Raw genomic sequence first — 25,502 nt, 5'->3', positions numbered from 1 at the left:
GACCCATCCAACTCCGCGGGAGTTTCCGGAACGGGAAAATCCGACGGCCCCGACTCGCCAACAGGCGCGAAGGGATCCGTCTTGTCGCTATCCTGCGGGGCAATATAGGTCGCTTTCCGGTGGCGACGTTGCGAAGAATTTTGTGACGATTGTTCCATTTTATAAGGCCGCGTTTCGTCGCTGCACCACGTGGCGCAGCACCGCATCAACTTGGGCGCCGCGCTTGGAAACCTCGAGCTCGCGGCGGAGTTCTTCCACTTGTTCGTCCTCGCTACGCTCCACGTCGTCGGAACAAATCCACTCCAACAACTCATCCAATTGGTCATCTCCGTAGGCTGCCAATGGCAGTCCCTTGGCTATCGGCGGCCTGGGGCCGCGCTCTTTCTTGACCAAGTGCAGGCGAGCCGGCCCCGAGGAATCGCTATCCAACTCCTCCGACTCTTCCAAACCCTCCGACCCCGAATTTTCTTTACCAAACGTTCCACTTTGGGGTTTTTCATCAACTGGCAAGCCACCGGATGATTCCAGATTTTCCTTGGATTTGTCCTCCCGCGCTACGTCTTTCTGTTTTTCACCGGTTCCAAAGACATCCGCGAAAGAATCCGCTCCCTCCTCCGGATCGGTTTCAAAGTGCGGGGTAGCGATAATCGGTATCGAAAGCTGGGATTTTCTCGCGTTCAAAGCATTAGATAGGCCATGGAAAACCCGCTGGGCTTGCGCTTGGGGATCTGCAAAAACCTCGTTGGTGTAACAGGTGATGACTTTCCACCCCGCCGCTTCCAGACGCGCCGGCCACAGCCTTTCACGGCGCCGCAAGGAAGGCTCGGAAACGTAGTTCTCGTCATCTGTCAAGACCGCCACCAAAAGCTCAGAGGGCAAATCGGCATGTCCGATTGCCAAAGGAATCTGGATTCCGTCGGGTAACCCGAAACGCGGCACTACCGTGAGCCCCTGTCGCCACAGGCGTTCCGCCAAATCCACCAAGAGACGATCCGGCTCTGATTCAAAGGACTCCGGCGTTGTCAGTGCGCGAGCCATCCCCTCCGGTTCTCCGGCAGATTCCAGAAGCTCAACGAGCATTTTCCCGCCCGCGCTGTCGACTTTCTTGAGGTCAACTTCCTCGGCTTTAAACGCGGAAACAATCTCCAGCCTTTGCCGCACCGCCTCGAGACTTCCCACCACATGCGCCACTCCGGAAGGACCCGAAATCGGCCCGAAGTGTAACTGAACCCTCCCCTGCGGCGTTTTTGACATTCCCAAAGACAGGATGATGACATCACGTCTGAGGCCGGCGACCTGGGTCGAATCCACGACCACGAACGGTTCCACCGCCGGTCTTCCACTCGGATGGGAGAAGAATGACTGGGCCTGGGGAATCTTCACGCGCGCATCTGCCAAGGCCTTCCGAATCCGCGGTACCGCCGCAGCATTGAAACAGACAACTGCCAAACTCTGGCTGGGTCGATTGAGCGCGTGGTTCAGACACAACTCCACTACTTGATGAATTTCCGAGCGGGACATCACCATGGATTGATCTCGAGAGAGGGGAGCTTGCGCCTCGGGAACAAGATGCAGATTGACTAAAGACGCTGGACGCGGAGATGGCACCGGCACCACCGTATCCTCGTACCCGTGTCCCGCCAGGAAAGCCGCGACCTGTTCGGGGAGCTCCCCCAGGTCGGAACGTAAAGACACCGCCGGGAGAGTTCCGGCAGCCGCCTTGGTGAATCCACCCCAACCGCGGTGCGAGTCTCCCGACACGACAAGCTGTTTCGCACGCGCCACCAAGGGCATGACTTGAGAGAGGCTCAAATGATCGAGATGATCCAAAACCAGCAGGTCAATGGGTTCAGATCCATAAAGCTGACCCGCTACGAAAGGAGACAGCGCCCAAATTGGACGCAAAATCTTCACTAGCGGAACCAGGCGGCTAAAGTTACCGAGCTCGCTTGCTTCGGAGGAAACCAGCACTTCTTGCAGCAATCCGGCTATCTCCGGATTGGAAGCCAGAGTTTGGTTTGCTCGCAGGCTGATGGCTTGGGCTACGGGATAAGGCAGTGACTCGATATGAGCCAGTTCCAGGGCACGCAGACTCGTCACCATCTCGCGCACAGCGGCGCCGTCGGTTCCCGCCAAGTTTTGGTCACTCTTGAAGATGGCAGTCAAAACTGTCGACCACCAGGCAAGATCCAGTTCTGCCGGAACTAAGTCCGGATCAACCTTCCTCTCTCGCAGGTCCTCCAGCAGTGGCTCCAGCCCCTCCTCCTGAATCTCCTTCAGGAGTTGCACCTGCGCCGGCATTTGTCTCGTCTGGTCACTCGTGGAATCAAGTCGATTCAACAAGGTATCGAGCTCAGACAGCGCCATCGCCTCCGGTTCTTGGCCCTTCGATCCATCCGCTTGCGCGATTATCGGCTCTATGGCTTTGATTTGTACAAAAATCTCTTCCGAAAGCTCCTTGATTTCCGCCAGGTTCTCCGGCACCCGTGGCCACGCCCCCGGCACGGCATGGCGCCGCCACAGGTCTCGATAGCTTTGTACGTTCACCAAATCTTCGTGGAGATTCCGGCTGGTAGCCCCGGGACGAAGCAGGTCACGGGCCTGTTTCACGAGAGCACGACGGTCTTTGCCTTTCATCGGAAGGGAGCGCGCTTGACGCCACCGCGAAGTAGCAGTCGCGATAACCATGTCGGCTGCGGATTTTTCAAAAACCTCGGGCTGGAAAGTCTCCAGAATCTCCGCCACCCCATCGAGCATCCCCAACTGTTCTTTCCAAGCATTGAGGGTTTCCGGGAAAACCAAGCCCGTCTGGTCTGAAACCGTGTCCAGTTCTCTACGCAGTTTCGCGAGTTTGCCCTCCGCCAGGTCATGAACCCGAGAGACCGCGTCCGTGGCGTCCACTTCTGTGGAAAGCACCACCGATCGCCACGGCGACGTTTCCAGGCTCGGGTCGAGCATCCCCGCCTGTTTCGCTTTATCAAGCAGCTTCTTGATGCGTTCGCGTCCAGCCGGAGTGAACTGTTCATCGTTCGAAAGCGAAAGCTTCACCTTGGTCCTCGGGCCAGGTTTCGCACTCGTGAGGTCGGCGAGAGCCTGCAGGGCGGTATAGGCCGAAACTCCCCAAGGTTGCCGCACCCGATGCAGCCGCTCGGTGTAGCCGTACAATTTTTCCCGAATCGCGCGCAGTTTCGCGTGTGCCCTGGCGAGTTCCTCCACGGGAACCGGCGAGTTCACCTGGGAGTTCGCCGGAGCGGACAGGAGCTGGTCACGCAGGCTACTGCGCCACTCGCTGGATCCCGTCAAATCCAAAACGTAATCAGACAATCGGGATCGCTTCAACCCACCCAACACCGCTTTTCCGAGGCGTCGCACGCCGGGAACATAGCAAATCTGTTTCCCCGAGGCGGCTCCATCAGCCAAGATGGCTTCAATAGTGGCAGAACCGGGGGCGCCCGGAGGAACCTCTACAAAAATGGAGCGACCGCTCGCCACCAGTTCAATAACCCTCGCTTGAGACACGTCCAAATCTCCGATGCCCCGCTCCACATCGGGATCGCGATCGAAGGGTGGCGTCTCCGGAAGTGGCTCCAACAACTTGGCTGATGCCGTCTTGTCGCCCGCAAACGCTCTCACCAGCGGGTTTTCCAAAGCCATGGCTGACACCTGGTGCCAATCCGCCGCGAGAACCGCTCCGGACACCCCCAGGTTTGCCACCAAAAGATTTTCTTTCAAATCGAAACCAGGGATATGGCTTTGCCCCAGGTCTCTAAGCATTTGCAAAGCCGGTTGGAAATCGAATCCAGTTTCCCCTCCCGATGTCTCCCACAGTTTTTGGGGTTCAAAATCAACCTCACGTTGCTGGAACACATGTTCCAAAACGGGGTTGAGCATAAGAGCCCCGCCCATTTTCAAGGTGAAATCGTTCCCATTGGCTTCCAGCTCCAAGGGCCGCAACAGGACAGGAAGATTGAAATGTTGAAGTTTAAAGTGGGACAGATCCGGCCTCGTGCCGCGTTCTTCCTCTCGAAACGGCGGGAGCTGGGTCCAGGAAGCCACTCCCATCACCAGGTATGTGGGGTAGAGGCCGAAGCGCGCTAGGGAAGTCTGTTTTTCCTGGTCGATTTTCGAAAGCACTGACCGTGCCGAAGCAAAAGCAGCAGTGTCCCGTATCAGAGCCGAGAGTTTCGTCACTCTTCCGCCGTAAAGCTGGGCCATACCGGCAGGGTGAGAGCCGGTCAAATCCAGCAGGTATTCCAGCGCGTCAATATCTCGCAGGGCATTCCCCCCGGGGGCTTGATTGGCCTCGGTTGCCCATTGTTCGATTCGCGAAGCCACCGGATCAAGCCGCACGGGCTCCAGGGCTTCGGTCACTACATCGACTTCTTTCGGTTCTGATTCCACAGCTCCACGATACTTTCCCAAAGGCATTAAGTCGCGTTACCACGCCAAATTCGTGAGTTATTGCACGGTTTCGAGTTGACCCAGCAGGCGTTGAATGATGGAACCAAGGACATCAATAAGGTCTTCTCGACTCATGGAGGCGAGTGGTTCCAACTTGACGACATATCGAGACAGCAGCATTCCCAGCACGGCGCTCATCATCAGTTCAATGGGCAAAACCAGGTCGATACCGAGGTCCTGTTTTACCGTTGCCAGGACTTCATTTTCGATATAACAGGCAAAGACCTGTTGAGTGGAGGCATCTTCCAGCAGGAGAGTGAACAGGGTGGAAAGCGTTCCCGCTGTGGCCGCCTGCTCCCAAGTGTTGAGGATGACCGCAGCCAGCCGGTGCCCCGTTTCTTCAGCAGGTCCTTCCACCAACGCGGCAGCAATCAGCTTTTTAGGATCTTCGGGAAGAGCCAAAGATTCTCGCAACAGTTGGGCTTTGGACTTGAAATAGTAAGCAATCAGCGCGGGGTCAACCTCCGCTCGAGACGCGATTTCTCGGAAAGTCGCGTGCTGGTAGTCCATTTCGGTAAAGGCTGCGTGGGCGGCTTCGAGGATCCGCTGACGAGTTTCGCCGCGTTTCCCTGCGGGGCCGCGCTGGTTTTTGGACACTTTGGAGCCATCAGCCATTTTCACAACTCTCTTGTTGTATAAATATTGGATTAAGTTTCAATAACATTTCTCTCCTTCACTGTAGAGTTTTCCCTTATCCTCGTAGGAAATCACATTTACCAACATTCTAATTTCAACACGTTAAAATTTCTGGCTTTTCCGTCTAGTCTCCCAATTGGAAAATGAGTTTTTTCTCACCCTCAAAACTCACGTCCCAAAAACTCACTTTGAGGAAAACAAGGGAGGCTTGTCATGTCGGTTTCAAAAAACCAGGTAATCCGTCTAGGAGTCGATGTTGGTTCCACCACTGTGAAGGCCGTGGCGCTTAACTCCGAAGGCAAGCACGTTTTCGCTGACTACCGCCGCCACAAAGCCGATGTCCGCCGCGAGTTGACCAGGCTCCTGGAAGATGTCGCCACCGATCTCGGGGATGTCACCGTGCAAGCTGCCGTGACCGGATCGGGTGGCCTGCAGGTTGCTAACTCCATGAAAGTTCCCTTTGTCCAGGAAGTTATTGCTGAAACCGAAGCGGTGCGACGCTTCAACCCCGAGACTGATGTCATTATTGAACTCGGTGGCGAAGACGCGAAGCTGACCTACCTCCACCCCACTCCCGAACAGCGCATGAATGGGTCTTGTGCGGGTGGGACCGGCGCTTTTATTGACCAGATGGCGACCTTGCTCGAGACCGATGCCGCGGGCATGAACACCTTGGCCGAGCACGCTACGACGACTTATCCAATTGCCTCACGCTGTGGCGTGTTTGCAAAGTCTGACATTCAGCCGCTCCTAAACCAGGGCGCGGCCCACGAAGACGTGGCTGCCTCCGTTTTCACTGCCGTAGCCACCCAAACCATCGCAGGGCTTGCCAATGGGCGTCCGATTCGCGGCAATGTGATGTTTTTGGGCGGGCCACTCCACTTCATGCCGCAGCTGCGCGAGGCCTATCGCCAGCTTCTCCCGAAAGTCGAGCACTTCACGACTCCGGATGACGCCCAGCTCTATGTCGCGCTCGGTTCAGCGCTTTTAGCCGATGGCGGTGAGGCCGGCGCCAACGCCGCCGCGCCAGAAAAACTGGAAGTGCTGATTACCCGCTTGAAGCAAGCCGAGGTCACCCACGAATCCACCCGGATGCGCCCTTTGTTCCTGAATGATGCGGAATACCGCGAGTTCAAGGAGCGTCATGACCGCGACCATATCGATTCCATCCCGACCAGCGAGGCGACGGGACGTTGCTGGCTGGGGATTGATGCCGGTTCGACAACCATCAAGGCCGTGGTTATTGATGAAAACGACCGGATTGTCTTCACCCACTACGCTTCTAATGAGGGCGATCCGTTGAGCGCCGCGATTGAAATCGTACGCCGGATTCGCTCTGAACTTCCCGAAGGCACGGTTATCGGGCGTTCCTGCTCGACCGGTTACGGCGAGGGCTTGGTCAAGGCTGGATTGACCCTTGATGAAGGCGTAGTCGAGACGATGGCCCACTACCGCGCCGCTAACTACCTGGCGCCCGGGGTGACTTCGGTGGTGGACATCGGCGGCCAGGACATGAAGTTCATCAAGATCAAGGACGGCACGGTTGATTCGATTTCTGTCAACGAAGCCTGCTCCTCGGGTTGCGGTTCTTTCCTTCAGACTTTCGCAGCCACGATGGAAACTACGGTACAGGATTTCGCCGCCGCGGCCGTGAAATCCCCCGACCCGATTGACCTCGGAACGCGCTGTACGGTCTTCATGAACTCCTCGGTGAAACAGGCCCAAAAGGAAGGCGCCGACACGGGAGCGATTGCCGCAGGCTTGTCTTATTCGGTCGTTAGGAACGCCCTTTACAAGGTCATCAAGTTGAAAGATCCTTCGGACTTGGGCGATAAAGTCGTGGTTCAAGGTGGCACGTTCTTGAATGATGCCGTCTTGCGCGCCTTCGAGCTCTTGACCAAGCGCGAGGTTATTCGCCCCAATATTGCCGGCTTGATGGGTGCTTATGGGGCGGCGCTGACTGCGAAAATGCACGACGACAGTGCCGAGGCCTCAAGTCTCGCGAGCCTCGAAGCCCTTGATGACTTCGACGTGGAAACCACCCACAAAACCTGTAGTTTCTGTCAAAACCACTGCAATGTCTCGATTTCAACCTTCGCCAATGGTACCCGCCACGTGACCGGCAACCGCTGTGAGCGCGGGGCCTCGCTGGAAAAGCACCCGAAGAAATCGGAAATTCCAAACCTATTTGACTGGAAGTACCAGCGGCTTTTCTCTTACCGTCGCCTTACCGAAAAGAACGCCACCAGGGGCGATATCGGGATTCCACGCGTACTCGGAATGTATGAGGACTACCCGCTGTGGTTCACGATTTTGACCCACCTCGGTTTCCGGGTCATGATTTCGGGGCGTTCCTCTCACGATCTCTTTGAGCAGGGTATGGAGTCGATCCCTTCTGAAAACATTTGTTATCCCGCCAAACTCGCCCACGGGCATATCGAGCAGCTGCTGGCCAAGGGCGTCAAGACGATTTTCTATCCTTGCGTGAACTACAACATGCCGCGCAACCCAAAGCTGGACAATAATTTCAATTGTCCCGTGGTTGCAACCTATCCCGAGGCGCTGCGTCACAATATGGAGTCTCTGGCCGAGCCCGGGGTGCGATTTATTTCCCCCTTCCTCAATATGGCCGACCCGGATTTTGTCGCAAAACGCCTCGTGGAAACGTTTGCTGACTGGAACGTGACCCTGGAAGAAGCCACCGCTGCCGTCTATGCCGGTTACGAAGAGGACGCCCGGGTGAAGGAGGAAACCCGCGAGCAGGGTCGCTTGACCTTGGAGTGGATGCGCGAGCACGGCAAGCGCGGTGTGGTTTTGGCCGGTCGCCCGTATCACTTGGATCCGGAAATCAACCACGGGATTCCAGACGCGATTGTCCAGCTCGGGATGGCGGTTTTGACCGAGGATTCCATTGCCGATGGTCGTTTGGAGCGCCCGATTCGCGTGCGTGACCAGTGGACTTATCATTCGCGCCTCTATGAAGCAGCCGCGCGGGTCGCCGCCGAGCCAGACCTGGAGCTCGTCCAGCTCACCTCTTTTGGCTGTGGGCTTGATGCGGTAACTGCCGAGCAAGTGCAAGAGATTCTCGAGGGTGCCGGTGACATTTTCACCCAGTTGAAGATTGATGAGGTCTCAAACCTGGGCGCGGCAACGATTCGCTTGCGCTCCTTGGCCGCGGCCGCCACCGAACGCGAAGAGCGTAGCCAAAAGGGTTTGCCCCCAACTGGCGTAGCGCACCCCACCACAACCATCTCCGCGGACGGCACCATCAACGTAAACTTCCTCGGAAACTCCACTTCGACCACTAATAAAAAGCACCCCGACCGCGAACTTACCTCCGCCACGGTCGAAACCTACCCGGCTACCGCCGCGCGCCCCGATGGTTTGCCATCCCCCACAACTTGCACGACCGCGGCCGGCCACCTCTACGCCCCAACGCCTTTCACCGAAAAGATGCGTGATGAGGGCTACACGATTCTGATTCCGCAAATGGCCACCATCCAGTTCCGGATTGCGGAGCCGATTTTGCGCCATGCCGGCTACAACATTCGCCTGCTGGAAACCGTGGATGCCGAGACGATGGAAACCGGCCTGAAATACGTGAACAACGACGCCTGTTATCCCTCCCTCGTCGTAATCGGCCAGCTCATTGATGAATTCGTATCGGGTCGGGCGGATCCGAATAAGTCCGCAGTCGCCATGAGCCAGACTGGCGGGATGTGCCGCGCGACGAACTACGCGTCACTGCTCCGCAAGGGCTTGCGCGACGCGGGCTATCCCCAGGTTCCAGTCATCGCGATTTCGATCCAGGGGCTCGAGGAAAACCCGGGATTCAAGTTCACCCTCCCGATCTACCACCGCATCATCCAAGCGCTCGTGATTGGGGATGCGATTCAGAAGATGCTCTTGCGGGTGCGCCCCTACGAGGCGGCGCCCGGTTCGGCCCAGGCGCTCTATGAACGCTGGAACACGCTGTGGCGCGAATGGTTTGAATCTGGCGGGAAACACGTGCGCGGTTTGGGGCGGGTGAGCTACAAGAAGCTCACCAAGATGTGTGTCCGCGAGTTCGATGAACTGCCCTTGCGTAACATTGCCCGTAAACCGCGGGTCGGGATTGTGGGCGAGATTCTCGTGAAGTTCCACCCCTACGCGAATAATCACGCCGTAAAGGTTATTGAAGACGAGGGCTGCGAAGCAGTTTTGCCGGGACTCTTGCAGTTCTTCGAATATTCGATGGCTGACGGAAAGTGGGATTGGGAAAACCTTGGCATGAACCCGAAGGCGCGGTTCACGAAGCCGTTTGGGCTGTGGGTGTTGCGACAATACAACAAGGCCGTGAACAAGGCCTTTGAGGCGACCAACGGCAAGTTCTCCCCCGCAACTAACATCATGGACATGTACGAGAAGTCCAAGGATATCGCCTCGATGGGCAATCAGGCCGGCGAAGGCTGGTACCTCGTCTCCGAGATGGTTGACATGATTGAGGAGGGCTGCCCGAACATTATCTGCGTCCAGCCCTTCGCGTGCCTTCCGAATCATATTGTCGGCAAGGGCATGTTTAGGCCGCTGCGTAATCGCTACCCCCAGGCCAACATCGTCGGCATCGACTACGATCCGGGGGCCTCGGCGGTGAACCAGTTGAACCGCATCAAGTTGATGATTTCCACCGCGAAAATCAATGAAGGGCGCGACCTCGATTTCGCCAGGCTTGGCGAGGACATGCCAGACTTGACCGAAACTGGCTCCGCCTCCGCTTGTGGCGTTGCGGGAGGCGCGAACGCTAGCCCCGAACCGGTCGCGCTCGGAATGCCGTCGCTTCCCTCTCGCAACTAGCTAATCTTGCCAACTGCGCTTAGTCTGGATAAATGCGCCGCCCTACTTCTTCTTCGAGAGCTGGTGGGTGCGCCTCAGATGAACCGCGATGAGAGCAACAGCCAGAGCTAAGGGCATGCAAACCCAGAATATCGGGAGGTTCCACTCCGGATTGGCAGTCAAAATCATGACCAGGTTTAGCGCCGTTATCACCAGACTCAGCCCAATCGAGAAATCGCGCACCGATCCGTAGTATTCCTGCCATCCCGCATCGGTCTTCGGGGAAAACAGCGTATTTGTTGCCTGCGGGAAACGCACCAAAATCAAGACAGCGAGCGCCAGAACCGCAAAAATAATGACCATAATCCACATCTCATCGGGATTTCCATAGCGGTCAATCTCTCCTGCCGCGTTCCAATGCATCGGAATAGAATCGGGCAACAGGGCACGAATCCTCACCCAGGCCACGACAACCCCAATAACCGCCAATACCGCAAGGAACACCCCGACTTGGTGGCGTTTCGCTACCGGATTCGGGAACGGTCGTCCCCCGAAGGTCCGCTTGTTTATTAACTCAGACATCTGGCCCACCTCTGAGAAACCATGGTTAGGAAGTGCCCCCGATCCGATTTGAACGGACGACCTACCGCTTAGGAGGCGGTTGCTCTATCCACTGAGCTACGAGGGCCTAAGCCAAGTCTACGTGGTTTTGCACGACGGGGCGAAAACGAGTCGGTAATGCGCACCCCCTTGACTCATTAAAGTGAAAGAGCCGACACAGAGGTCGGCTCTTTTGCAAAGTTAGCGGTTACTGTTGCGCCACGCGAACGTAGCTCGGGGAACCGTAGACATCAACCACCTTGACGGATTCACCGGGGCGCGGGGCGTGAACCATCTTGCCCTCACCAAGGTAAACGCCAACGTGACCGCCGTAGTAGACGATATCGCCGGCCTCAGCCTGTCCAGCAGAGACCTTGGTTCCAGAAGCGCCCTGGGCCCAGGAGGTACGGGGCAGATGAATGCCAGCCTGGTTATATACGTAGCCGACAAAACCCGAACAATCGAATCCACCAGGAGTTGTGCCGCCATAAACATAGGGCACGCCCTGGTAACGCAAGGCAATATCAGCAATAGAACCGCCAGCGATATTCGCGGGAATGGAAGCGGCTACGCCACTTTGACCAGCCCAGGCTCCACTCGCTGCCCCACCGGAGGTACGAACGCTGGATTTCTTGGCTGCGGTATTACCAGCGGCGGCTTGCGCCTGCTGCTGAGCCGGAACCTGCACCTGGCCTTCAGTCCAGCCCACATTTTCCGGAGCGGTAATCTCTGGATTCGCTGCTACCGTAAGATGCGCCTTCGCTACTGCATCTCCAACCTGGGCCGCAACCGGAGCGGCTGCCTGCGGAGAATTTTCGCCCGCTTCCGGCGCCGCCATGGCAGTGCCGGCCCAGACGGTTCCCAACGCCAAACCAGTGGTGGCAGCCGCAACCATGCCTTTTCGGCTATCGATGTGGGACATGGTGTCTTTTAAAGAATCAAAAGGTGTAGCGGGCTTCGTAGCGGCGCGGTGGCGAGCCCGAGAAGTAGCGTTTGCCAACTAAGTCTCCTTTATTTTCATGACATAGAAACCCTTGCGATTGCATTCGTTCCTACGAAAGTAGTCCTAGCCTACTACATGAAAAACCAAATGTCACATTTGGATAACAATTTTCGGGCAATCTGAAATAATTTGCTAGAACTTTACGAAAAAATGCTTGAAGAGACTCTCGTCTACTGTGACACTATTCTCGCCCTCAATATCCGTTTCACCTGGCATTATAGTGGCAAACTTGCGGTCTTTATCCGCGCTATCGTACCTGAGATTTACCTTGGAGCCAGGTAACATTTTGGCTGCGCTGAGTTCGTCCAATAGTCCGGGAACCGCCTGCACCGGCTCTCCGATACGAAGGATTACGGCCTCTCCACCCTGCGGATTTTTCCGGAAAAAGGCGGACAGAGAGACCCCTTCTTCCACTGGTTTTATCGCCTTCGGAGTGCGGGACTGTCCTGGAATAGGGTTCCCGTAGGGGTCTGACGTGGGTTTTTTCAGCAAAGGTTGCAAAAGATTCTCAACCTTGTCGCTCATGACATGCTCCCACCGGCAGGCTTCATCGTGCGCCTCTACCCAGCTCAGCCCGATGACATCGGTGAGTAAACGTTCCGCGAGGCGATGTTTGCGAATCACCTCTGTGGCTGCCGCCACGCCTTTCTTTGTGAGGACAATCTTGCGGTCGTCTTCCAGTTCCAACAAACCATCGCGCCCCATTCTCGCAATGGTTTGAGATACGGTTGGTCCGGAATGTCCCAGACGTTCCACAATGCGAGCTCTCAGCGGAGTCACTCCGTCTTCCATCATCTCGTAGATAGATTTTAAATACATTTCGGTGGTGTCGACCAGCTCGCTCATGCTCCGCTCCATTTTTCCTGAAACAACTAGCTTCAATTTATCAAATAATGCCCAGATGTCCCTTTTATGCTTGACCTGTTAGCGGTGGCTCAAAATCCACCCGCCCTAAACGTGGCATAATCAAGGGCGTGAGCGATATTGAAAACTTGAAAATCCCGTCAGACATCCTTCCCCGCGATGGCCGGTTCGGAAACGGACCCACCTTGATTCGCCAAAGCCAGCTTGATGCTCTTGCCCACTCCAAGCTGATGGGAACCTCCCACCGCCAGGCTCCGGTCAAGGACCTGGTGAAGGATTGTCAACAACGCCTCGCGGCCCTGTTCGGGATGCCGACGGATTACGAGGTGGTTCTCGGAAACGGTGGAGCCACCACGTTCTGGGCTCTCGCCACGTGCTCCTTAGTGGAGCGTCGCGCCGCCCACGGCGTCTTTGGTGAATTCGGCAACAAGTTTGCTCAAGAGACCCAAGGTGCTCCTTTCTTGGAGGATTCTCGCCTCACCAAGGCAGAAATGGGAGACTCCACACTTCCTGAGCTTTCCGATGACGTCGACGTCTACGCCTGGCCTCATCAAGAGACTTCCACCGGCGCTATTGCTCCGGTGACGCGGATTGGGACTCCCGACCAGCTCGTTTTGGTAGATGCCACTTCGATTGCCGGATCGGTTCCGGTAGATCTCTCCCAAACCGATGCCTACTATTTCTCTTTGCAAAAGGCTCTCGGTTCCGATGGCGGTTTGTGGTTCGCATTCCTGTCACCAAGGGCCATCGCGCGCGCCGAGAAACTCTCCAGCCAACCCAGCTCTGGCCGGTGGATTCCGTCCATCTTGAATCTCACCACGGCTGTTAATAACTCGCGCAAAAACCAAACCCTCAACACCCCCGCAATCGCCACCCTGGAGCTCCTGCATTCCCAACTGGTGTGGATCGAAGAGGAACTCGGGGGTCTGGCGGGAGCGGAGAAACGCGTGCGGGAGTCCTCCGACGCGATTCACGCCTGGGCTTACTCTCGGGACTTCGCCTCGTCCTTTGTCACCAACCCCGAAAAGCGTTCCCCGGTCGTGTCCACAATCGATCTCGCAGACACTATTGATGTGGCGATACTTCTCCAGGTGCTTCGTCAAAACGGCATCGTGGACATCAACCCGTACCGTTCCTTGGGACGCAACCAGCTTCGTATCGGCACGTTCCCCTCAACGGATCCGGCCGATACAAAAGCCCTCCTCGCCTCCCTGGACTACGTCGCAGAACGTCTTCTAGGCAAATAGCGCCTGAATCGGTCCGAGGCAGAAGTAGATGACGAACAGAATCGACACAATCCACATGAGGACTGAAATCTCCTTCGCCTTCCCCCGCGCCAGTTTCACCACGAGGAAAGTCACGAATCCGACGCCGATGCCGACCGAAATCGAGTAGGCGAAGGGCATGAAGATGATGGTCATGAACGCAGGGATAGCGACTTCAAGATTCTTCCAATCGATGTCGGTCACTTGCACCATCATCAAGAAGCCCACGAACACGAGCGCGGTGGAGGCGGCCTCGGAGGGGATAATCTCCACCAGCGGCGCCAAGAAAATCGAGAGCAAGAACAAAATACCGGTCACCAAGGAGGCGAAGCCGGTGCGCGCGCCCTCACCCACGCCAGCGGAGGATTCCACATAGGAAGTGTTGGAAGAGACCCCGCCCAGACCGCCGGCTACCGCAGCGAGGGAGTCAATAATCAAGATGGACTTGGTTCGCGGAGGATTGCCCTCTTTGTCGAGCAAACCGCCCTCTTCACCGATAGCCACCATGGTTCCCATGGTGTCGAAGAAGTCCGCGAGCATCAGCGAGAAAATAACGAGAATGGCCGCAACCACACCCATCTTGGCGAATCCACCAAAGAAGTCGATTTGCCCGAGAGACCCGAAACTCGGAAGATGCCACGATTCCGCATTGAAAGCCGGAACCGTTTGTCCCCATCCCACCGGATTCTTATCCGATTTCGGCTCTAGCTTCGCGAAGAACTGGATGATAACGGCGAGAACTGTGGAGCTAAGAATTCCGATGAGGATGGAACCCTTGACGCGAGCCGCATAAAGCACCACCGTCAAGAAGAAACCAAAGACGAAAACTACCGCAGGCCAACCCATGAGCGAACCGTTGACCCCGAGACCAACAATGGTGCCGTCTTGAGCGCGGATGATTCCCCCGTTGATGAGCCCGATAAACGCAATGAAGAGGCCGATTCCAACCGAAATCGCGGTCTTCATCTGGCGAGGCACCGCGCGGAACACAGCCTCGCGGAAACCGGTCAGAACCAGGATCGTAATCACCACACCTTCCCAGAAAATGAGCCCCATAGCCTCTTGGAAAGTCAATCCCGAACCCAAAACTAGGGTGAAAGCCACCATCGCGTTGAGTCCCAAACCGGCGGCCAGTGCCATCGGATAGTTCGCGACAACTCCCATGAGGATGGTCATAACCCCAGCGACGAGGGCGGTGCCCGCAGCAATATCCGGCATGGTGATGGAACCGTCTTTAGGCAGAGCTGCTGACAGAATAATAGGGTTCAACACGAGGATATAAGCCATCGCAAAGAAAGTTACGAATCCGCCGCGAATCTCGCGCCCGATGGTGGAGCCACGCTTGGAGATTTCGAAGAAATGGTCGAGTTTTCCGCCAAATGTGTTCGGGGCGGGAGCCGTTGCTGTTTTCTTACTCACGCCTAATAAGCTAACGGTTTTTGCCGTGAATTCGCAAACTCCGAGGCAAATAGCCTAGATCTCTTCGGTTCTCAGAGACTGATCATCCAAGTAGGTTTCTCCCACCGGAAGTGAAGACGGAGTCAAGTCGGCATCAGTTTCCGAATGGGCCCCGCAAGTGTGGTTCATCGCCACCACATGCCCGTCATCGGGGCTCCAGGCATTGGTGCACAGCCCGAATTGGAGCCGCAAAGATCCGTCTATCTTCCACAAGTATCCGCAGGTCGAGCAAGGATTATCCGGAGGGTTCCCGTGACGATCCAGTTCAGTTCGGGAATGCTGGTCATGGAGCCAGCGTTTGACCGCGGCATCTCGTCCGGCATGGTTCAACACCCGTTTCCGCCCTAAACCCAATTCCCACAGCGCGATCTCGTCCGCGTCCTCGCCAGTGGCCTCGTATCCTTGGTCCAGGTTTGGGTCGTCGGGGTCGTAGGGGGTGGCATCTCGGCGGCTGAGATCGCCCGGTTCGAGGCGCTGCGCCCACGGTATCCACGGAGGAGCCAGCAAAGCGCCTTCGGAGGGCAGTAAATCTGTCTCCGAAATAGTTCCGGTGCGAGCGTGGGGGACGCGGGCCAAGGTCACTGCCCAGACCCAGCCCTTATATCCAGGCTTGAGGCACTCGAAGAAGTGGGTGACGACCCTTTCACCGGCAAACTGCACCGTGAGGTGTTCACCAATTTCCTCCGCCTTTGCCATGTCCGTAAGTGCGGATTTCGCAAAATCAACCTGTTTGGCGAGAATTCCGTCCGGTTGCGGTGTTTCCTCGTCCAACGCTTTTTTCCGTGCCACAGTAGCCCTTCTGTCTTCGCTAGTTACGGCGGTCTCAAGCCTCAAAAGATTGAGCGACCACTTTCAGTATTTTTGCAATCTGTTTTCCGTTGTCAGGGTAGTGCCCGCGACGGAGGTCTCCGGAGGATTCTTCCAATAGCCGGATGAGATCCTCTACGATGACCACCATATCTTCAGTGTTCTTTCGCTGCGACTTGGCGACTGACGGAGGTTGTTCCACAATGGTCACGTTCATGGCTTGCGGCCCACGTTTGCCTTCAACAATGGAATACTCAACCTTGGTTCCCGGTTTAATATCAACCACACTGGGCGGGAGCGCTGAGGCGTGCAAAAACACCTCATCTCCACCGGTTTCCGCGATGAACCCGAAGCCTTTAACGGCGTCATACCATTTCACTTTCCCGTTGGGCACTTGTTACTCCTTATTGACCATGGGTTTAAGTTTTCTCTCTTCGGACAAACCGGAGCTAACGCAGCCTGGGCTTGCAGAAGCAAAATAACTAGCCCAACTAGTCTAATATCTAGGCGTGACTAAGATAAAGTTAACCTTACAGATAGAGATTTTCCAGATTGAGATGTAATGGAGAAACTGTGTTGAAGAAAATATGCGCCTTGGCAGCCGGTTTAACTCTAGGTGTTTTGGGTTTTGTGACCATTCCCACTGCCGAGGCATCCCCCTATTCTGGCGGGATGTCAGCGGTGTCCGTTCAAACGCTAGGACTCCCCCAGGCCTTAGTACCAGCCGCAGACCCCTTGGATCTATCGGGCTCCCAGATTTACGATCCCGGAAATGTGCTGGGAACCGGACTGTATCAGGTGAAGTCATCGGTCCAATCCGCTGAGTCCCGAGACATGAAGCTCTACGTGGCCATTGTGGACAACTACTCGGGTTTCGATCCCGCGGAGTGGAATTCCCGAACCATGAAACTCACCAATATGGGACCGAATTCCTACCTGATTTCGCTAAATGTTTCCGACAAACAGTTCTCCGCCACCTCCACCACGGGCTCCGTTCTCAACAGCGCCCAGGTTAATGACCTCGCCATGCAGGTGGGTGCCTCGCAATTCTCGGCGGGCGAGTTTGCCTCGGGCATCAGTTCTTTTGCCCAGCAGCTATTGCAAATGTCCATGTCTACCGCTAGCGCCGATGCCCAAGCACCCGCCGCAAATGCCGCCCAGAGCGCCACCAACCGCTGGCTGATTGTCATGCTGGTGGCGGCTATGATTGTGACCGTGGTTTTGGCAGTGGCGGTCTACCGGCGCAATACTGTCGGGGTCTCGTCTAAGAATCCTCAGGTGGATTTCGATGCCGTGGAGCGAGCCGATCGAAACAATGAGCTGGATACTGATGAGTCTTTGTTGCAGCTAACTGACGACTATCCCGCACCTGAACCCGCACCTGAACCTGAACTTGAGGCGCCACAGCCTGAACCCACTCCATCCGCCCCCGCTGTACAGGCCGAAGAGGTTTCTACCACCCCTGCCACCGCGCAAAATGAAGCCAACTACGACAAGGTTCTTCACGAGCTCACCGACCTCACTTCTTTGGTATTCAACTCCACCGAGGATCTCCGTTCCTCGGAATTGCTGCTGGGTGCCACCGCAGTGGCTCCCTTTGCGAATGCCGTTAACAGTGCACAATCCCGTGCCGCAGTTTTGTTGGCTGAACTTGCCGGAGCCGACGGACTGCTGACAGAAGCTCGCGCCAGCGAGATGACTTCCAAAATTGCCGAATCCAAAGACCAGCTCTCGAAAGAGGTTTCCGTTTTCACTAAGGAACGTCATAACCCTGCGGAAGCCACCAAGACTCTCAACCGGATTGCTACCCAGTGGAATGACACTCGACAGGAACTAGCCAGCGCTCAAGCAGCCGTGAAGAAGATTCACGAAAGCTACTCTGCGGCTCCGCTAGGCCACTCCCAAGAAAATCTGACCCAGGCCACCAGGCTTTTGAAAGCCTCCTATAAAGGTGTGCTCACTGGCCAAGAAAAGGCGAAGGCCGGAGACAAGAAACTGGCCTCCCGCTACGCTCGGGGAGCTGAGCGGGCCATAACCCAGGCGAGTTTGGCCTCGAAGCACGTCACCAACCTGGAGAGTTTCCTCGGCAGAATCAGCGACGAATTGAGCGCTTTGAAAGTCCAAATCAGCTCCGATTTGGATACGATTCGTGACAATGATTCTTACGCGTCCGGTTCCGAAATCGCTATGGCTGAGCGGGCGCTCGAGAGTTCAACGCAGGCTTTGGCAGGAAGATCCGATCCGGTAGAGGCTTTGGCGAAATTGCGCAGCGTGCAGGTCAACCTGTACCGCGCTTTCTCCGGTCAAGAAGAAATCGCCGCGAAAATGAATGAGGCTCCCACCGAACTCAATCGGCGTTTGGAACAAACTGAACAACTGCGCGCTATCGTAGGGACAAATTTGGCGCTTCGCCGCAAAGCCCTTGACTCACAGATGCTGATGGATTTGGCTCGCTGCGACCAGTTGCTGGAACAAACCAAGCGCAAGATGCACACCGATCCGGTGGCGGCAGTTTCCATGTTGAATACTTGCGCGGAGATGTTGATTCAAATCGACCGCGAACTACCGGTGGGCTTTAGTTCCGCCCAATCCTAAGACGGATTCGAGGCACTCGGGGCTGTGTTTTTCACAGCCCCGATTACATTTTCAAGTAAATACGAAGTAAACTGGTTTGGCTGTCGAAAACTCCATGTCGAGGCCGACAGGGCCACTAGCAGAGGCAAAAAGATTTTCCTGATTTAGAAAAAAGTTGAATATGAAACTGCAAATACCGGAAGAAGAGACTACCTATTTACTGGTCGACGGTGAAAATATCGATGCCACGCTGGGTTTAAGCGTGTTGCAGCGGCGACCCGAACCCGATGAGCGTCCCCGCTGGGATCGGGTTCGCGACTATGTGGCGGAGAACAATCCGGGGCAAACCAAAGGCTTATTCTTCCTGAATGCCACCGCGCACATGCCGATGACTTTTGTGCAAGCACTGCTCGCCATGGATTACCAGCCCATCCCTTTGGCCTCAGAGGGGGATGAAAAGGTCGTGGACGTGGGCATTCAGCGCACCTTGGAGGCTATTTCCCAGCGGGGGGAGGGCCACGTGGTTCTCGTCTCCCACGACGGTGATTTCGAGCCACAGTTGCGGACTTTGCTCCAAAACGGACACCACGTAGCGGTCGTAGGCTTCGAGGAGTTTTTGAGCGGAGAGTTGCGTTCCTTGGAGGACCACGGCTTGAAAGTCATCGATTTAGAGCGCGAAATTCACGCTTTCAACACTCCCCTGCCACGCATCCGCGTCATCGATCTCCAAACCTACAACCCGGACACCTATATTTAATCGACCCGTTTCGCCGCAGCAAGGCGTTCCTCGCGGAGGCGCGCCACCCCGGGGATTTCCTCCATTTCCGGCAATTCTGGAACGGTTATTCCAAGAGCGCGCGCGAGCAGCAAATCCGCTAGTTGCGGGTTTCGCGCCAAGCAAGGTCCGTGCATATAGGTTGCGATGATACTGCCCTGGACGGCGCCCTCAAAGGGTTTGCCATCTTCCTCGGCGCGATATCCGGAAGGGATTTCGGTGGAAATCTCTCGGTCGTCGTGGACGCCAGCCTCAGAACTAATCCCCGCCTCCAGTTCCGGAGCAACTCCGGGGCGTCCGTTGCCGACACCGGCTTGGACAAATCCGAGGGGACGCGCCTCAGCACCCAAGAGAGTTGCTCCACCGTGATTTTCAAAGCCGGTAAGGGACTCGGTGAGCTGCGCTTCCAGCGGAAGTCCGGCAGCGGTGGTGACCAGTTCTCCAATCGCCCGCGCCCCCTGCGGTAGGGTCACGACATTGAGCAAACCGGCTCCCTCAGTTTGGTTCCCCTGAGAGTCCGTATACCACTCTCCGAGAACTTGGAAGGCAGCGCAGATGGCCAGCACCGGCACACGTTTTTGGACCGCCTGGTACAATCCTCGATCGGTGCGGAGCCTCCTCGAGGCGATGGTTTGAGCCACATCCTCTCCCCCGCCAAGGGTATAAATATCAAGGGTTTCGGGAATTTTCTCGGTGACGCCGACCTGAACCACCTCCGCTTTAATCCCCCGCAGTTCGGCCCGCTTGGCGAGAACCACCGCATTTCCGCCGTCCCCGTAGGTTCCCAACACTTCGGGGAGAAGCACCCCGATTCTCAAGGTGGATAGTTTTGAGTGTTCCGATTCTTTCATTGCAACCAACCTTTGGCGATAAATTCCGCGCGGGCATCGCGAAAAGCTGTGTAGTTCAAGAGCATATCGACCTCTCCGGAGGGAACCTGCTCGAGTGCCGACTCTACCTCGGGAGCCCACAGCGTGATGATTCCCGCATAGTTCAGACGTACCTGAAGGTCGGCTCCGCGCTCTCCGGTTGCGACCACGGTTTTCCCCCGCAAAGCCTCGAAGTTCACGTCCCACAACCAAGATAGATCCGTACCGTCGGCCCGCTGTCCGTTCACCCCCACAACGAGCTGAGCCTCGGGGTTCAGCATCGTCAAGGATTCCATCCAGCCAGCGGGATTCTTGGCGAGCAGCATTCGAATTTTGCGCCCTTTGACTTCGAGGTGCGCGTATCTTCCCGCCACGTTTCTCACTTCACGGATTGAGCGAGCAGCGGGTTCGGGATCTGCCCCGAGAGCGAGCGCCGCCACAAAAGCCTGCAAGGCATTGCCGCGATTGGCTCGTCCGGGGAGATTTACCACAATCTCATGCTCGCGTCCGTTCGCGGTTTCCACGGCTCGCATCGGTTCTCCCTCCTGGAAACTCGAAGCCTGCCATATCCACGCCGGCTCGGGGCGAGCGAATTCCACCTGGCTGGGAGGTCTCTCCCAAGGCACGTCTAAAGCCAACAATTCGTCCACCGGAACAGATTGCCAATAGGCGTCGGTATCTTGACCGGAAGCCCACACTTTTTGACCAGTTAGTACATTTGTATCGCTCGTTACAGTTTCAGGGCCTGAGCTACTAGCCGTTTTCCCACCGTAGATAATGGCCCCCTGCGTTCTTGGTGAAGTCAAGGAATCCCCGCTCCAGCCCTTACCAGCAGCCACCCACAGCGGACGGGCCGCATCCCAGGCGGCGGAAGTCACCAAGGGATCATCCACGTTCGCCACCACTGTGGCTTGGGGATTCTCATCCACCGCGGCCCTGATTCGCCTTTCGATAACCGAAATCTCGCCAACCCGATCCAGTTGGTCGCGAGACAGGTTGAGGAGCACTATCACTGCGGGATGCGTGGCGTTCGCAATCGCCTCGAGATGCATTTCATCGACTTCCAAAACCGCCACGGGCGCGTCGGGGCTTTGCATCAATGCCGAAAGTACTCCGGCAGTCATATTGTCCCCGCCACGATTCGAAGCCACCGGCCTTCCCAAAGCCGTCATCGCTTCGGAAAGCATCCTTGTCGTGGTGGTTTTCCCGTTCGTGCCGGTAACAAGGGCAATCTTCTTGCCTGTGGCCAGGTGCTCCAGCAAATTTGGGGAAATCTTGAGCGCAACCTTACCCCCAATCATCCCTCCGCTGCCGCGACCTGCTATCCGCGAAGCCCACGAAGCTCCGCGTCCGGCGAAAAGTCCCCAGCGGTCTCGCCAGCTCAATGCACCTGTTTTTCCTGACACAACAAGCATCCTACCCACAAGCGCTTCGTCCAAGACAAGACGAACCTAGAAAACAACAAACAGTAACATGAAAATTATACGAATTTCACCCAAATACCCGTGCTAGGTAATAAAATTATCTTGACACCTGCCTAACCGTATTTAAGGAGATTGCGATGAAGCAAATTGTTATCCTTGGTGGGGGTACCGCCGGTTCGATTGTTTCGAACCGACTCTACCGAGAACTGCCAAAGAGCGAATACCAGATAACCGTGGTTGACCGTGACGACCACCACCACTATCAGCCCGGGTACCTGTTTGTTCCCTTTGGGATGTACCGCCCCCGCACGGTCGTCAAGAAACGTTCGCAATTTTTCCCCCGCGGGGTGCGCTTCGTTATGGACGGCATTAAGAAAGTTGATCCGGTGGCGAAAACCGTAGAGCTTGAACACGAGACCCTGCCCTACCATTACCTCATTATTGCCACCGGCTGCACGATTCGCCCCGACCAGGTCCCCGGGATGAGCGATCCGAAAGTGTGGCGTAAGAGCGTCTTCGATTTCTATACGCTGTCCGGTTCGGGGCGCCTCCACAAGGCTTTGAAAAATTTTGAACGCGGGCACCTCGTGGTTCATATTTCAGAAATGCCCATCAAGTGCCCCGTGGCACCACTGGAATTCGTGCTACTCGCTGACTGGTATTTCTTCATGCGTCGGCGCCGCCTCGATATTGACATCACCTTCGTGACCCCGCTGGATGGCGCGTTCACCAAGCCAGTGGCGAAGGCGGAGCTTGGTGACCTGTTGCGGAAGCGTGACATCGAGATCGAAACCGACTTCAATGTGGAACGCATTGATCCGGATAACCAGATGCTGGTGGGCTATGACGGGCGCGAAATCCCCTTCGACCTGCTGGTCACGGTCCCGCCGGTGATGGGTCAGCAATACGTGGCCGATTCGGGAATCGGCGATGAAATGAACTATGTTCCTGCTGATAAACACACCATGCAGTCCACCGAATACCCCGATATTTTTGTCCTCGGGGATGCGGGCAACTTCCCGACTTCCAAAGCGGGAGCAGTGGTTCACTTCCAGTCAGAGTCCTTTGTTCCGAACTTCATCAACTACATCAATGGACGTCCAATGACGGAATCCTTTGATGGACACGCGAACTGCTTTATCGAATCCGGTTTCCACAAGGCACTGCTCTTGGACTTCAACTACGATGTCCAGCCTGTGACGGGTAAATTCCCCTTCCCCGTAGTCGGTCCGCTGAAGCTACTGGGAGAGTCCCGCATGAACCATCTCGGGAAACTCGCGTTTTACCTCATGTACTGGGGGTTCCTCGCGCGCGGACTGCCCTTGCCTTTCCCGCGAGACATGTCCAAGGCCGGAAAAGACTTCCGGAAGTGGGGTTTCATGCCGGATGGGGTTAATCCCCTTCCCAAGGAAAAAACTCCCCCGCCGCCTCCCGAACCGGACATCAAGATTCCGATTGTTCGCGTCGCCGGTTCCGCGCCGCTGGTTTCGGAGACTATGGCCAAGCCCGGGGACAAACCCACGAATACCACCAAGGGAGACAATATTCCGGTTATCCGCGAGATTAATGGCAAACCTATTGATGTGACCGATGAAGGCTTCATGACGAATAAAGAACAGTGGAACGATGAGGTCGCAGAGGGCCTCGCGAAGGCCCTCCACATTGAGCTTGATGACGTGGCCTGGTCTGTCATTCGTTTCGTGCGCCAAGATTTCGAGGAACGCTCAGTGTCCCCAACCTTGGGTCGGATCTCTAAGGCGGGCGGTTTTGATGTGAAGACTTTGTTCTCGATTTTCGGAACCAAACCCGCCAAGAAGCTGGCCTACATTGCCGGAGCCCCGAAACCAGTGGGCTGCGTGTAGTGGCGACGCGAAGCGGCGCCGTTGAACACACAGTCGCAGTGTGGAGCCGTGAAAACAGTCCCGATGGACTGTTTTAGGCGGAACTCCGCTAAGGCGCGAAGCGCCTCACAATGACAACACTTTTATTTTGGATCTACAAGGAGAAATAATTATGGCTGAAACCAAAGAAGCCCCTACTACGGAAACCCAAACAGCCCCCGAAGAAGAAGCGACCTACGTCAATCGCAAGATGGCGTTTATCTGTTCTAAGGGGAACCTCGACATGGCCTATCCCGCGTTGATTATGTCCCACGCCGCCTTGAACCAAGGCATTCACGTGGACATTTTCTTCACATTCTGGGGTCTCGACATTGTCAATAAGCGCACGATGGATAATCTCAAGTTCACAATGCAAGCCAATACTGCAATGCATATGCCGGCTCTCGAGGACATTCACCCCGGCTGGGGAACCGGTTATCTGCCGCCTTCCCTAGGGGTACTCCCCGGGATGACCGCATTCGCGACCCGCTTCATGAACCAGGAACTCGAAAAACTCGAGATTCCGCCAGTTCGCGACCTCTTGGAGCAGGTCTCGGAGATGGGCGCGGATATGTGGGCCTGCAAGTTGACGGCCGACATGATGCATATCACTCCGCGGATGCTTCATAAATCGGTCAAGGGCATCATCGATGCGGGAACCTTCATTGAGCTCTCCGAGGGCGCCCAAATCGTCTTCATCTAGTGGAGCAGGGACGGTTCTGTCTCTGCGCAGTAAGCGAAGCGAGCGAAGCAAAGTAGAACCGTACATCACAGCTTCACGGAGCAAACGGGGACGGTCTTGTCTTTGCGTAAACAAAGTTGGAGCAAAGTGGAACCGTCCCCAGATTGCGTAGCGCCCCCCAAGAGGTAGAGTTGCCTTATGCCAAAAGTTGCTGTTATCGGAGCCTCCGCGATGGGCTCAGCCCTGTGCCGTCCCCTTATCGATACCGGCTGGGACGTGTCGCTGTGGGGAACCGAGTTCGATGACGCCGTCTTGGACGCCTACGCCGCCGGCAAACCCCATCCCGCCACCCAGGCTCCGCTGGCTCCTCACGTAAAACTCTTCCGTTCCCGACAATTGGAACAAGCGGTCAAAGGAGCGGAAGTTCTCGCCATTTGCGTGGCCTCGGTGGGATTACCTTCCATCACGGAACGACTCGCTCCCTATTTCGATCGAGTCAGAGCAGTATGGCTCACCACCAAAGGTTTCGTTGAAAACGAGGACGGCCAGGTAAAGCTCCTGGCTGAAGCCATGGCTGAGATTGCGGCTCGCCAAGGCGTTAAACTCCCGCCCGTGGTCTCAATAGGCGGCCCCGTTATTGCCCGCCAATGCGCCCTCTCCGAGCCCACGGCGACCGTCTTTGCCAGCGGAGAGCTCGGAGCCGCCATTCACTACGCGCGCGCGCTACGAACCGATTACTACCGCGCCTTCCCGACCGACGATGTCATCGGCGTGGAAGTGTTGGCGCCGTTGAAAAACGTCTACGCCATTGCTCTGGGAGTAACCGAAGGCATCCAGGAAGCCACCGGCGCCCCCCAATCCAACCTCCGTGCCGCTGTCTTTGCCCAAGCCATCCGCGAAATGTCACTGGTTTGCGAAGCTCTTGGCGGGCGCAAAGAAACCGCTATCGGGCTTGCCGGAGTCGGCGATCTCGAGGTCACTGGCATTTCCGGGCGCAATAAATTCTTCGGGATGCGCTTGGGGCGTGGCGAAAATCCTCGAGAAGCCGAGGCTCAAATGCGAGCTGCCGGCCACACCGTTGAGGGGGTCCCCACCACGCCGCTGGCTTTAAAAATCGTCGAACAGCGCGCCACAGAGCTTTTAGATGAGCTTCCCTTGATGCAGGCCGTTGCTGCTGCGGTCGCAGGCGAAGTCGATATTCGCACCGTACTAGTTAGTGCCGCGTTACCGGCATATCCGGCCGAAATTCCCGTGAAAGAACACCAAGGTTCCTGGAGCCCAGAGTGGGATCCGACCCGACCCCACCTTCCTTGGAGTATCGCGAGACTGTTCAATCGTTTCAGAAGAAGTTAAAAGACAAATAAATCAGGCTAGCCTTGGTAAAATTTCCGT

The 25,502-nt window shown here is 56.2% G+C and carries 17 protein-coding genes and 1 tRNA gene; 7 read left to right on the top strand and 11 right to left on the bottom strand.

Features of this window, described 5'->3' with window-relative positions:
• Positions 1–159: 159 nt before the first annotated feature.
• Together FYJ63_RS05740 and FYJ63_RS05735 are read right to left on the bottom strand one after the other, a co-directional pair.
• A complete protein-coding gene (locus tag FYJ63_RS05740) occupies positions 160–4,428 on the bottom strand; it encodes a DNA helicase (RefSeq protein WP_154544651.1) in 4,269 nt (1,422 codons plus the stop codon).
• 30 nt (positions 4,429–4,458) lie between these two features.
• The gene (locus FYJ63_RS05735) at positions 4,459–5,076 is read right to left on the bottom strand and encodes a TetR/AcrR family transcriptional regulator (RefSeq protein WP_154544649.1); all 618 of its coding nucleotides are present in this window, start codon (positions 5,074–5,076) and stop codon (positions 4,459–4,461) included.
• A 234-nt stretch (positions 5,077–5,310) separates the two neighbouring features.
• Between FYJ63_RS05735 and FYJ63_RS05730 the strand changes: the two genes are divergently transcribed.
• Positions 5,311–9,930 (top strand): acyl-CoA dehydratase activase-related protein, encoded by a 4,620-nt coding sequence (locus tag FYJ63_RS05730; protein ID WP_154544647.1) that lies wholly within the window; start codon positions 5,311–5,313, stop codon positions 9,928–9,930.
• A 42-nt stretch (positions 9,931–9,972) separates the two neighbouring features.
• Here FYJ63_RS05730 and FYJ63_RS05725 read toward each other — a convergent pair whose 3' ends face one another.
• The 4 genes from FYJ63_RS05725 to FYJ63_RS05710 form a co-directional block, all read right to left on the bottom strand.
• Positions 9,973–10,491, bottom strand: a complete 519-nt coding sequence (locus FYJ63_RS05725) for a DUF1648 domain-containing protein (RefSeq protein WP_154544645.1) — start codon at positions 10,489–10,491, stop codon at positions 9,973–9,975.
• Between the two features lie 33 nt (positions 10,492–10,524).
• Positions 10,525–10,597 (bottom strand) — tRNA-Arg (locus FYJ63_RS05720).
• 120 nt (positions 10,598–10,717) lie between these two features.
• Positions 10,718–11,509, bottom strand: coding sequence for a C40 family peptidase (locus FYJ63_RS05715; RefSeq protein WP_229769997.1), 792 nt, complete (start codon positions 11,507–11,509; stop codon positions 10,718–10,720).
• A gap of 135 nt (positions 11,510–11,644) precedes the next feature.
• Positions 11,645–12,358 (bottom strand): metal-dependent transcriptional regulator, encoded by a 714-nt coding sequence (locus tag FYJ63_RS05710; protein WP_154544643.1) that lies wholly within the window; start codon positions 12,356–12,358, stop codon positions 11,645–11,647.
• Positions 12,359–12,486: 128 nt separating this feature from the next.
• Here FYJ63_RS05710 and serC point away from each other — a divergent pair, with 128 nt between their 5' ends.
• Positions 12,487–13,623 (top strand): phosphoserine transaminase, encoded by a 1,137-nt coding sequence (serC, locus tag FYJ63_RS05705; RefSeq protein WP_277027181.1) that lies wholly within the window; start codon positions 12,487–12,489, stop codon positions 13,621–13,623.
• On the opposite strand, the gene FYJ63_RS05700 is transcribed toward serC, so the two are convergent.
• From FYJ63_RS05700 to FYJ63_RS05690, 3 genes are read right to left on the bottom strand one after another with little or no spacing between them, the layout of a single operon-like run.
• On the bottom strand, positions 13,612–15,060 hold the full coding sequence (locus FYJ63_RS05700; RefSeq protein WP_338106842.1) for an NCS2 family permease: 1,449 nt from the start codon (positions 15,058–15,060) through the stop codon (positions 13,612–13,614). The two genes, serC and FYJ63_RS05700, sit on opposite strands and share 12 nt — an antisense overlap.
• Before the next feature lie 54 nt (positions 15,061–15,114).
• Positions 15,115–15,888 carry a DUF3027 domain-containing protein gene (locus tag FYJ63_RS05695; RefSeq protein ID WP_338106841.1) on the bottom strand — a complete coding sequence of 258 codons (774 nt, stop codon included), beginning with the start codon at positions 15,886–15,888 and terminating at the stop codon, positions 15,115–15,117.
• 34 nt (positions 15,889–15,922) lie between these two features.
• Positions 15,923–16,300 carry a cold-shock protein gene (locus tag FYJ63_RS05690; protein ID WP_277027173.1) on the bottom strand — a complete coding sequence of 126 codons (378 nt, stop codon included), beginning with the start codon at positions 16,298–16,300 and terminating at the stop codon, positions 15,923–15,925.
• 179 nt (positions 16,301–16,479) lie between these two features.
• Here FYJ63_RS05690 and FYJ63_RS05685 point away from each other — a divergent pair, with 179 nt between their 5' ends.
• Together FYJ63_RS05685 and FYJ63_RS05680 are read left to right on the top strand one after the other, a co-directional pair.
• Positions 16,480–18,501: a coiled-coil domain-containing protein gene (locus FYJ63_RS05685; protein ID WP_338106840.1), complete on the top strand. Its 2,022-nt coding sequence runs from the start codon at positions 16,480–16,482 to the stop codon at positions 18,499–18,501.
• 160 nt (positions 18,502–18,661) lie between these two features.
• Positions 18,662–19,237 carry an NYN domain-containing protein gene (locus FYJ63_RS05680; RefSeq protein ID WP_154544641.1) on the top strand — a complete coding sequence of 192 codons (576 nt, stop codon included), beginning with the start codon at positions 18,662–18,664 and terminating at the stop codon, positions 19,235–19,237.
• Here the strand turns inward: FYJ63_RS05680 and FYJ63_RS05675 are convergent.
• Both FYJ63_RS05675 and FYJ63_RS05670 read right to left on the bottom strand, forming a co-directional pair.
• The gene (locus FYJ63_RS05675; protein ID WP_154544639.1) at positions 19,234–20,106 is read right to left on the bottom strand and encodes a type 1 glutamine amidotransferase; all 873 of its coding nucleotides are present in this window, start codon (positions 20,104–20,106) and stop codon (positions 19,234–19,236) included. The two genes, FYJ63_RS05680 and FYJ63_RS05675, sit on opposite strands and share 4 nt — an antisense overlap.
• Entirely contained in the window at positions 20,103–21,530 is a 1,428-nt protein-coding gene (locus FYJ63_RS05670; protein WP_338106839.1) for a MurT ligase domain-containing protein, read from the bottom strand. The genes FYJ63_RS05675 and FYJ63_RS05670 overlap by 4 nt, the downstream gene beginning before the upstream one ends.
• A 155-nt stretch (positions 21,531–21,685) precedes the next feature.
• Between FYJ63_RS05670 and sqr the strand changes: the two genes are divergently transcribed.
• The 3 genes from sqr to FYJ63_RS05655 all read left to right on the top strand — a co-directional run bounded on the left by sqr (position 21,686) and on the right by FYJ63_RS05655 (position 25,463).
• Entirely contained in the window at positions 21,686–23,410 is a 1,725-nt protein-coding gene (sqr, locus tag FYJ63_RS05665) for a type III sulfide quinone reductase, selenoprotein subtype (RefSeq protein ID WP_154544637.1), read from the top strand.
• Positions 23,411–23,561: 151 nt separating this feature from the next.
• Positions 23,562–24,131 carry a DsrE/DsrF/DrsH-like family protein gene (locus tag FYJ63_RS05660; protein ID WP_154544635.1) on the top strand — a complete coding sequence of 190 codons (570 nt, stop codon included), beginning with the start codon at positions 23,562–23,564 and terminating at the stop codon, positions 24,129–24,131.
• Between the two features lie 177 nt (positions 24,132–24,308).
• The gene (locus FYJ63_RS05655; RefSeq protein ID WP_154544633.1) at positions 24,309–25,463 is read left to right on the top strand and encodes an NAD(P)H-dependent glycerol-3-phosphate dehydrogenase; all 1,155 of its coding nucleotides are present in this window, start codon (positions 24,309–24,311) and stop codon (positions 25,461–25,463) included.
• Positions 25,464–25,502: the final 39 nt, after the last annotated feature.

This window comes from Mobiluncus porci (assembly GCF_009695935.1).
GTDB classification, from domain to species: domain Bacteria; phylum Actinomycetota; class Actinomycetes; order Actinomycetales; family Actinomycetaceae; genus Mobiluncus; species Mobiluncus porci.
Note: the sequence above shows the minus strand (reverse complement) of the source record. Positions and strands in the feature narration are given on the sequence as shown.

Coding starts and splice junctions, on each gene's coding strand:
- FYJ63_RS05740 (WP_154544651.1), bottom strand. CDS start 4,428: ATGCCTTTGGGAAAGTATCGTGGAGCTGTGGAATCAGAACCGAAAGAA.
- FYJ63_RS05735 (WP_154544649.1), bottom strand. CDS start 5,076: ATGGCTGATGGCTCCAAAGTGTCCAAAAACCAGCGCGGCCCCGCAGGG.
- FYJ63_RS05730 (WP_154544647.1), top strand. CDS start 5,311: ATGTCGGTTTCAAAAAACCAGGTAATCCGTCTAGGAGTCGATGTTGGT.
- FYJ63_RS05725 (WP_154544645.1), bottom strand. CDS start 10,491: ATGTCTGAGTTAATAAACAAGCGGACCTTCGGGGGACGACCGTTCCCG.
- FYJ63_RS05710 (WP_154544643.1), bottom strand. CDS start 12,358: ATGAGCGAGCTGGTCGACACCACCGAAATGTATTTAAAATCTATCTAC.
- FYJ63_RS05680 (WP_154544641.1), top strand. CDS start 18,662: ATGAAACTGCAAATACCGGAAGAAGAGACTACCTATTTACTGGTCGAC.
- FYJ63_RS05675 (WP_154544639.1), bottom strand. CDS start 20,106: ATGAAAGAATCGGAACACTCAAAACTATCCACCTTGAGAATCGGGGTG.
- sqr (WP_154544637.1), top strand. CDS start 21,686: ATGAAGCAAATTGTTATCCTTGGTGGGGGTACCGCCGGTTCGATTGTT.
- FYJ63_RS05660 (WP_154544635.1), top strand. CDS start 23,562: ATGGCTGAAACCAAAGAAGCCCCTACTACGGAAACCCAAACAGCCCCC.
- FYJ63_RS05655 (WP_154544633.1), top strand. CDS start 24,309: ATGCCAAAAGTTGCTGTTATCGGAGCCTCCGCGATGGGCTCAGCCCTG.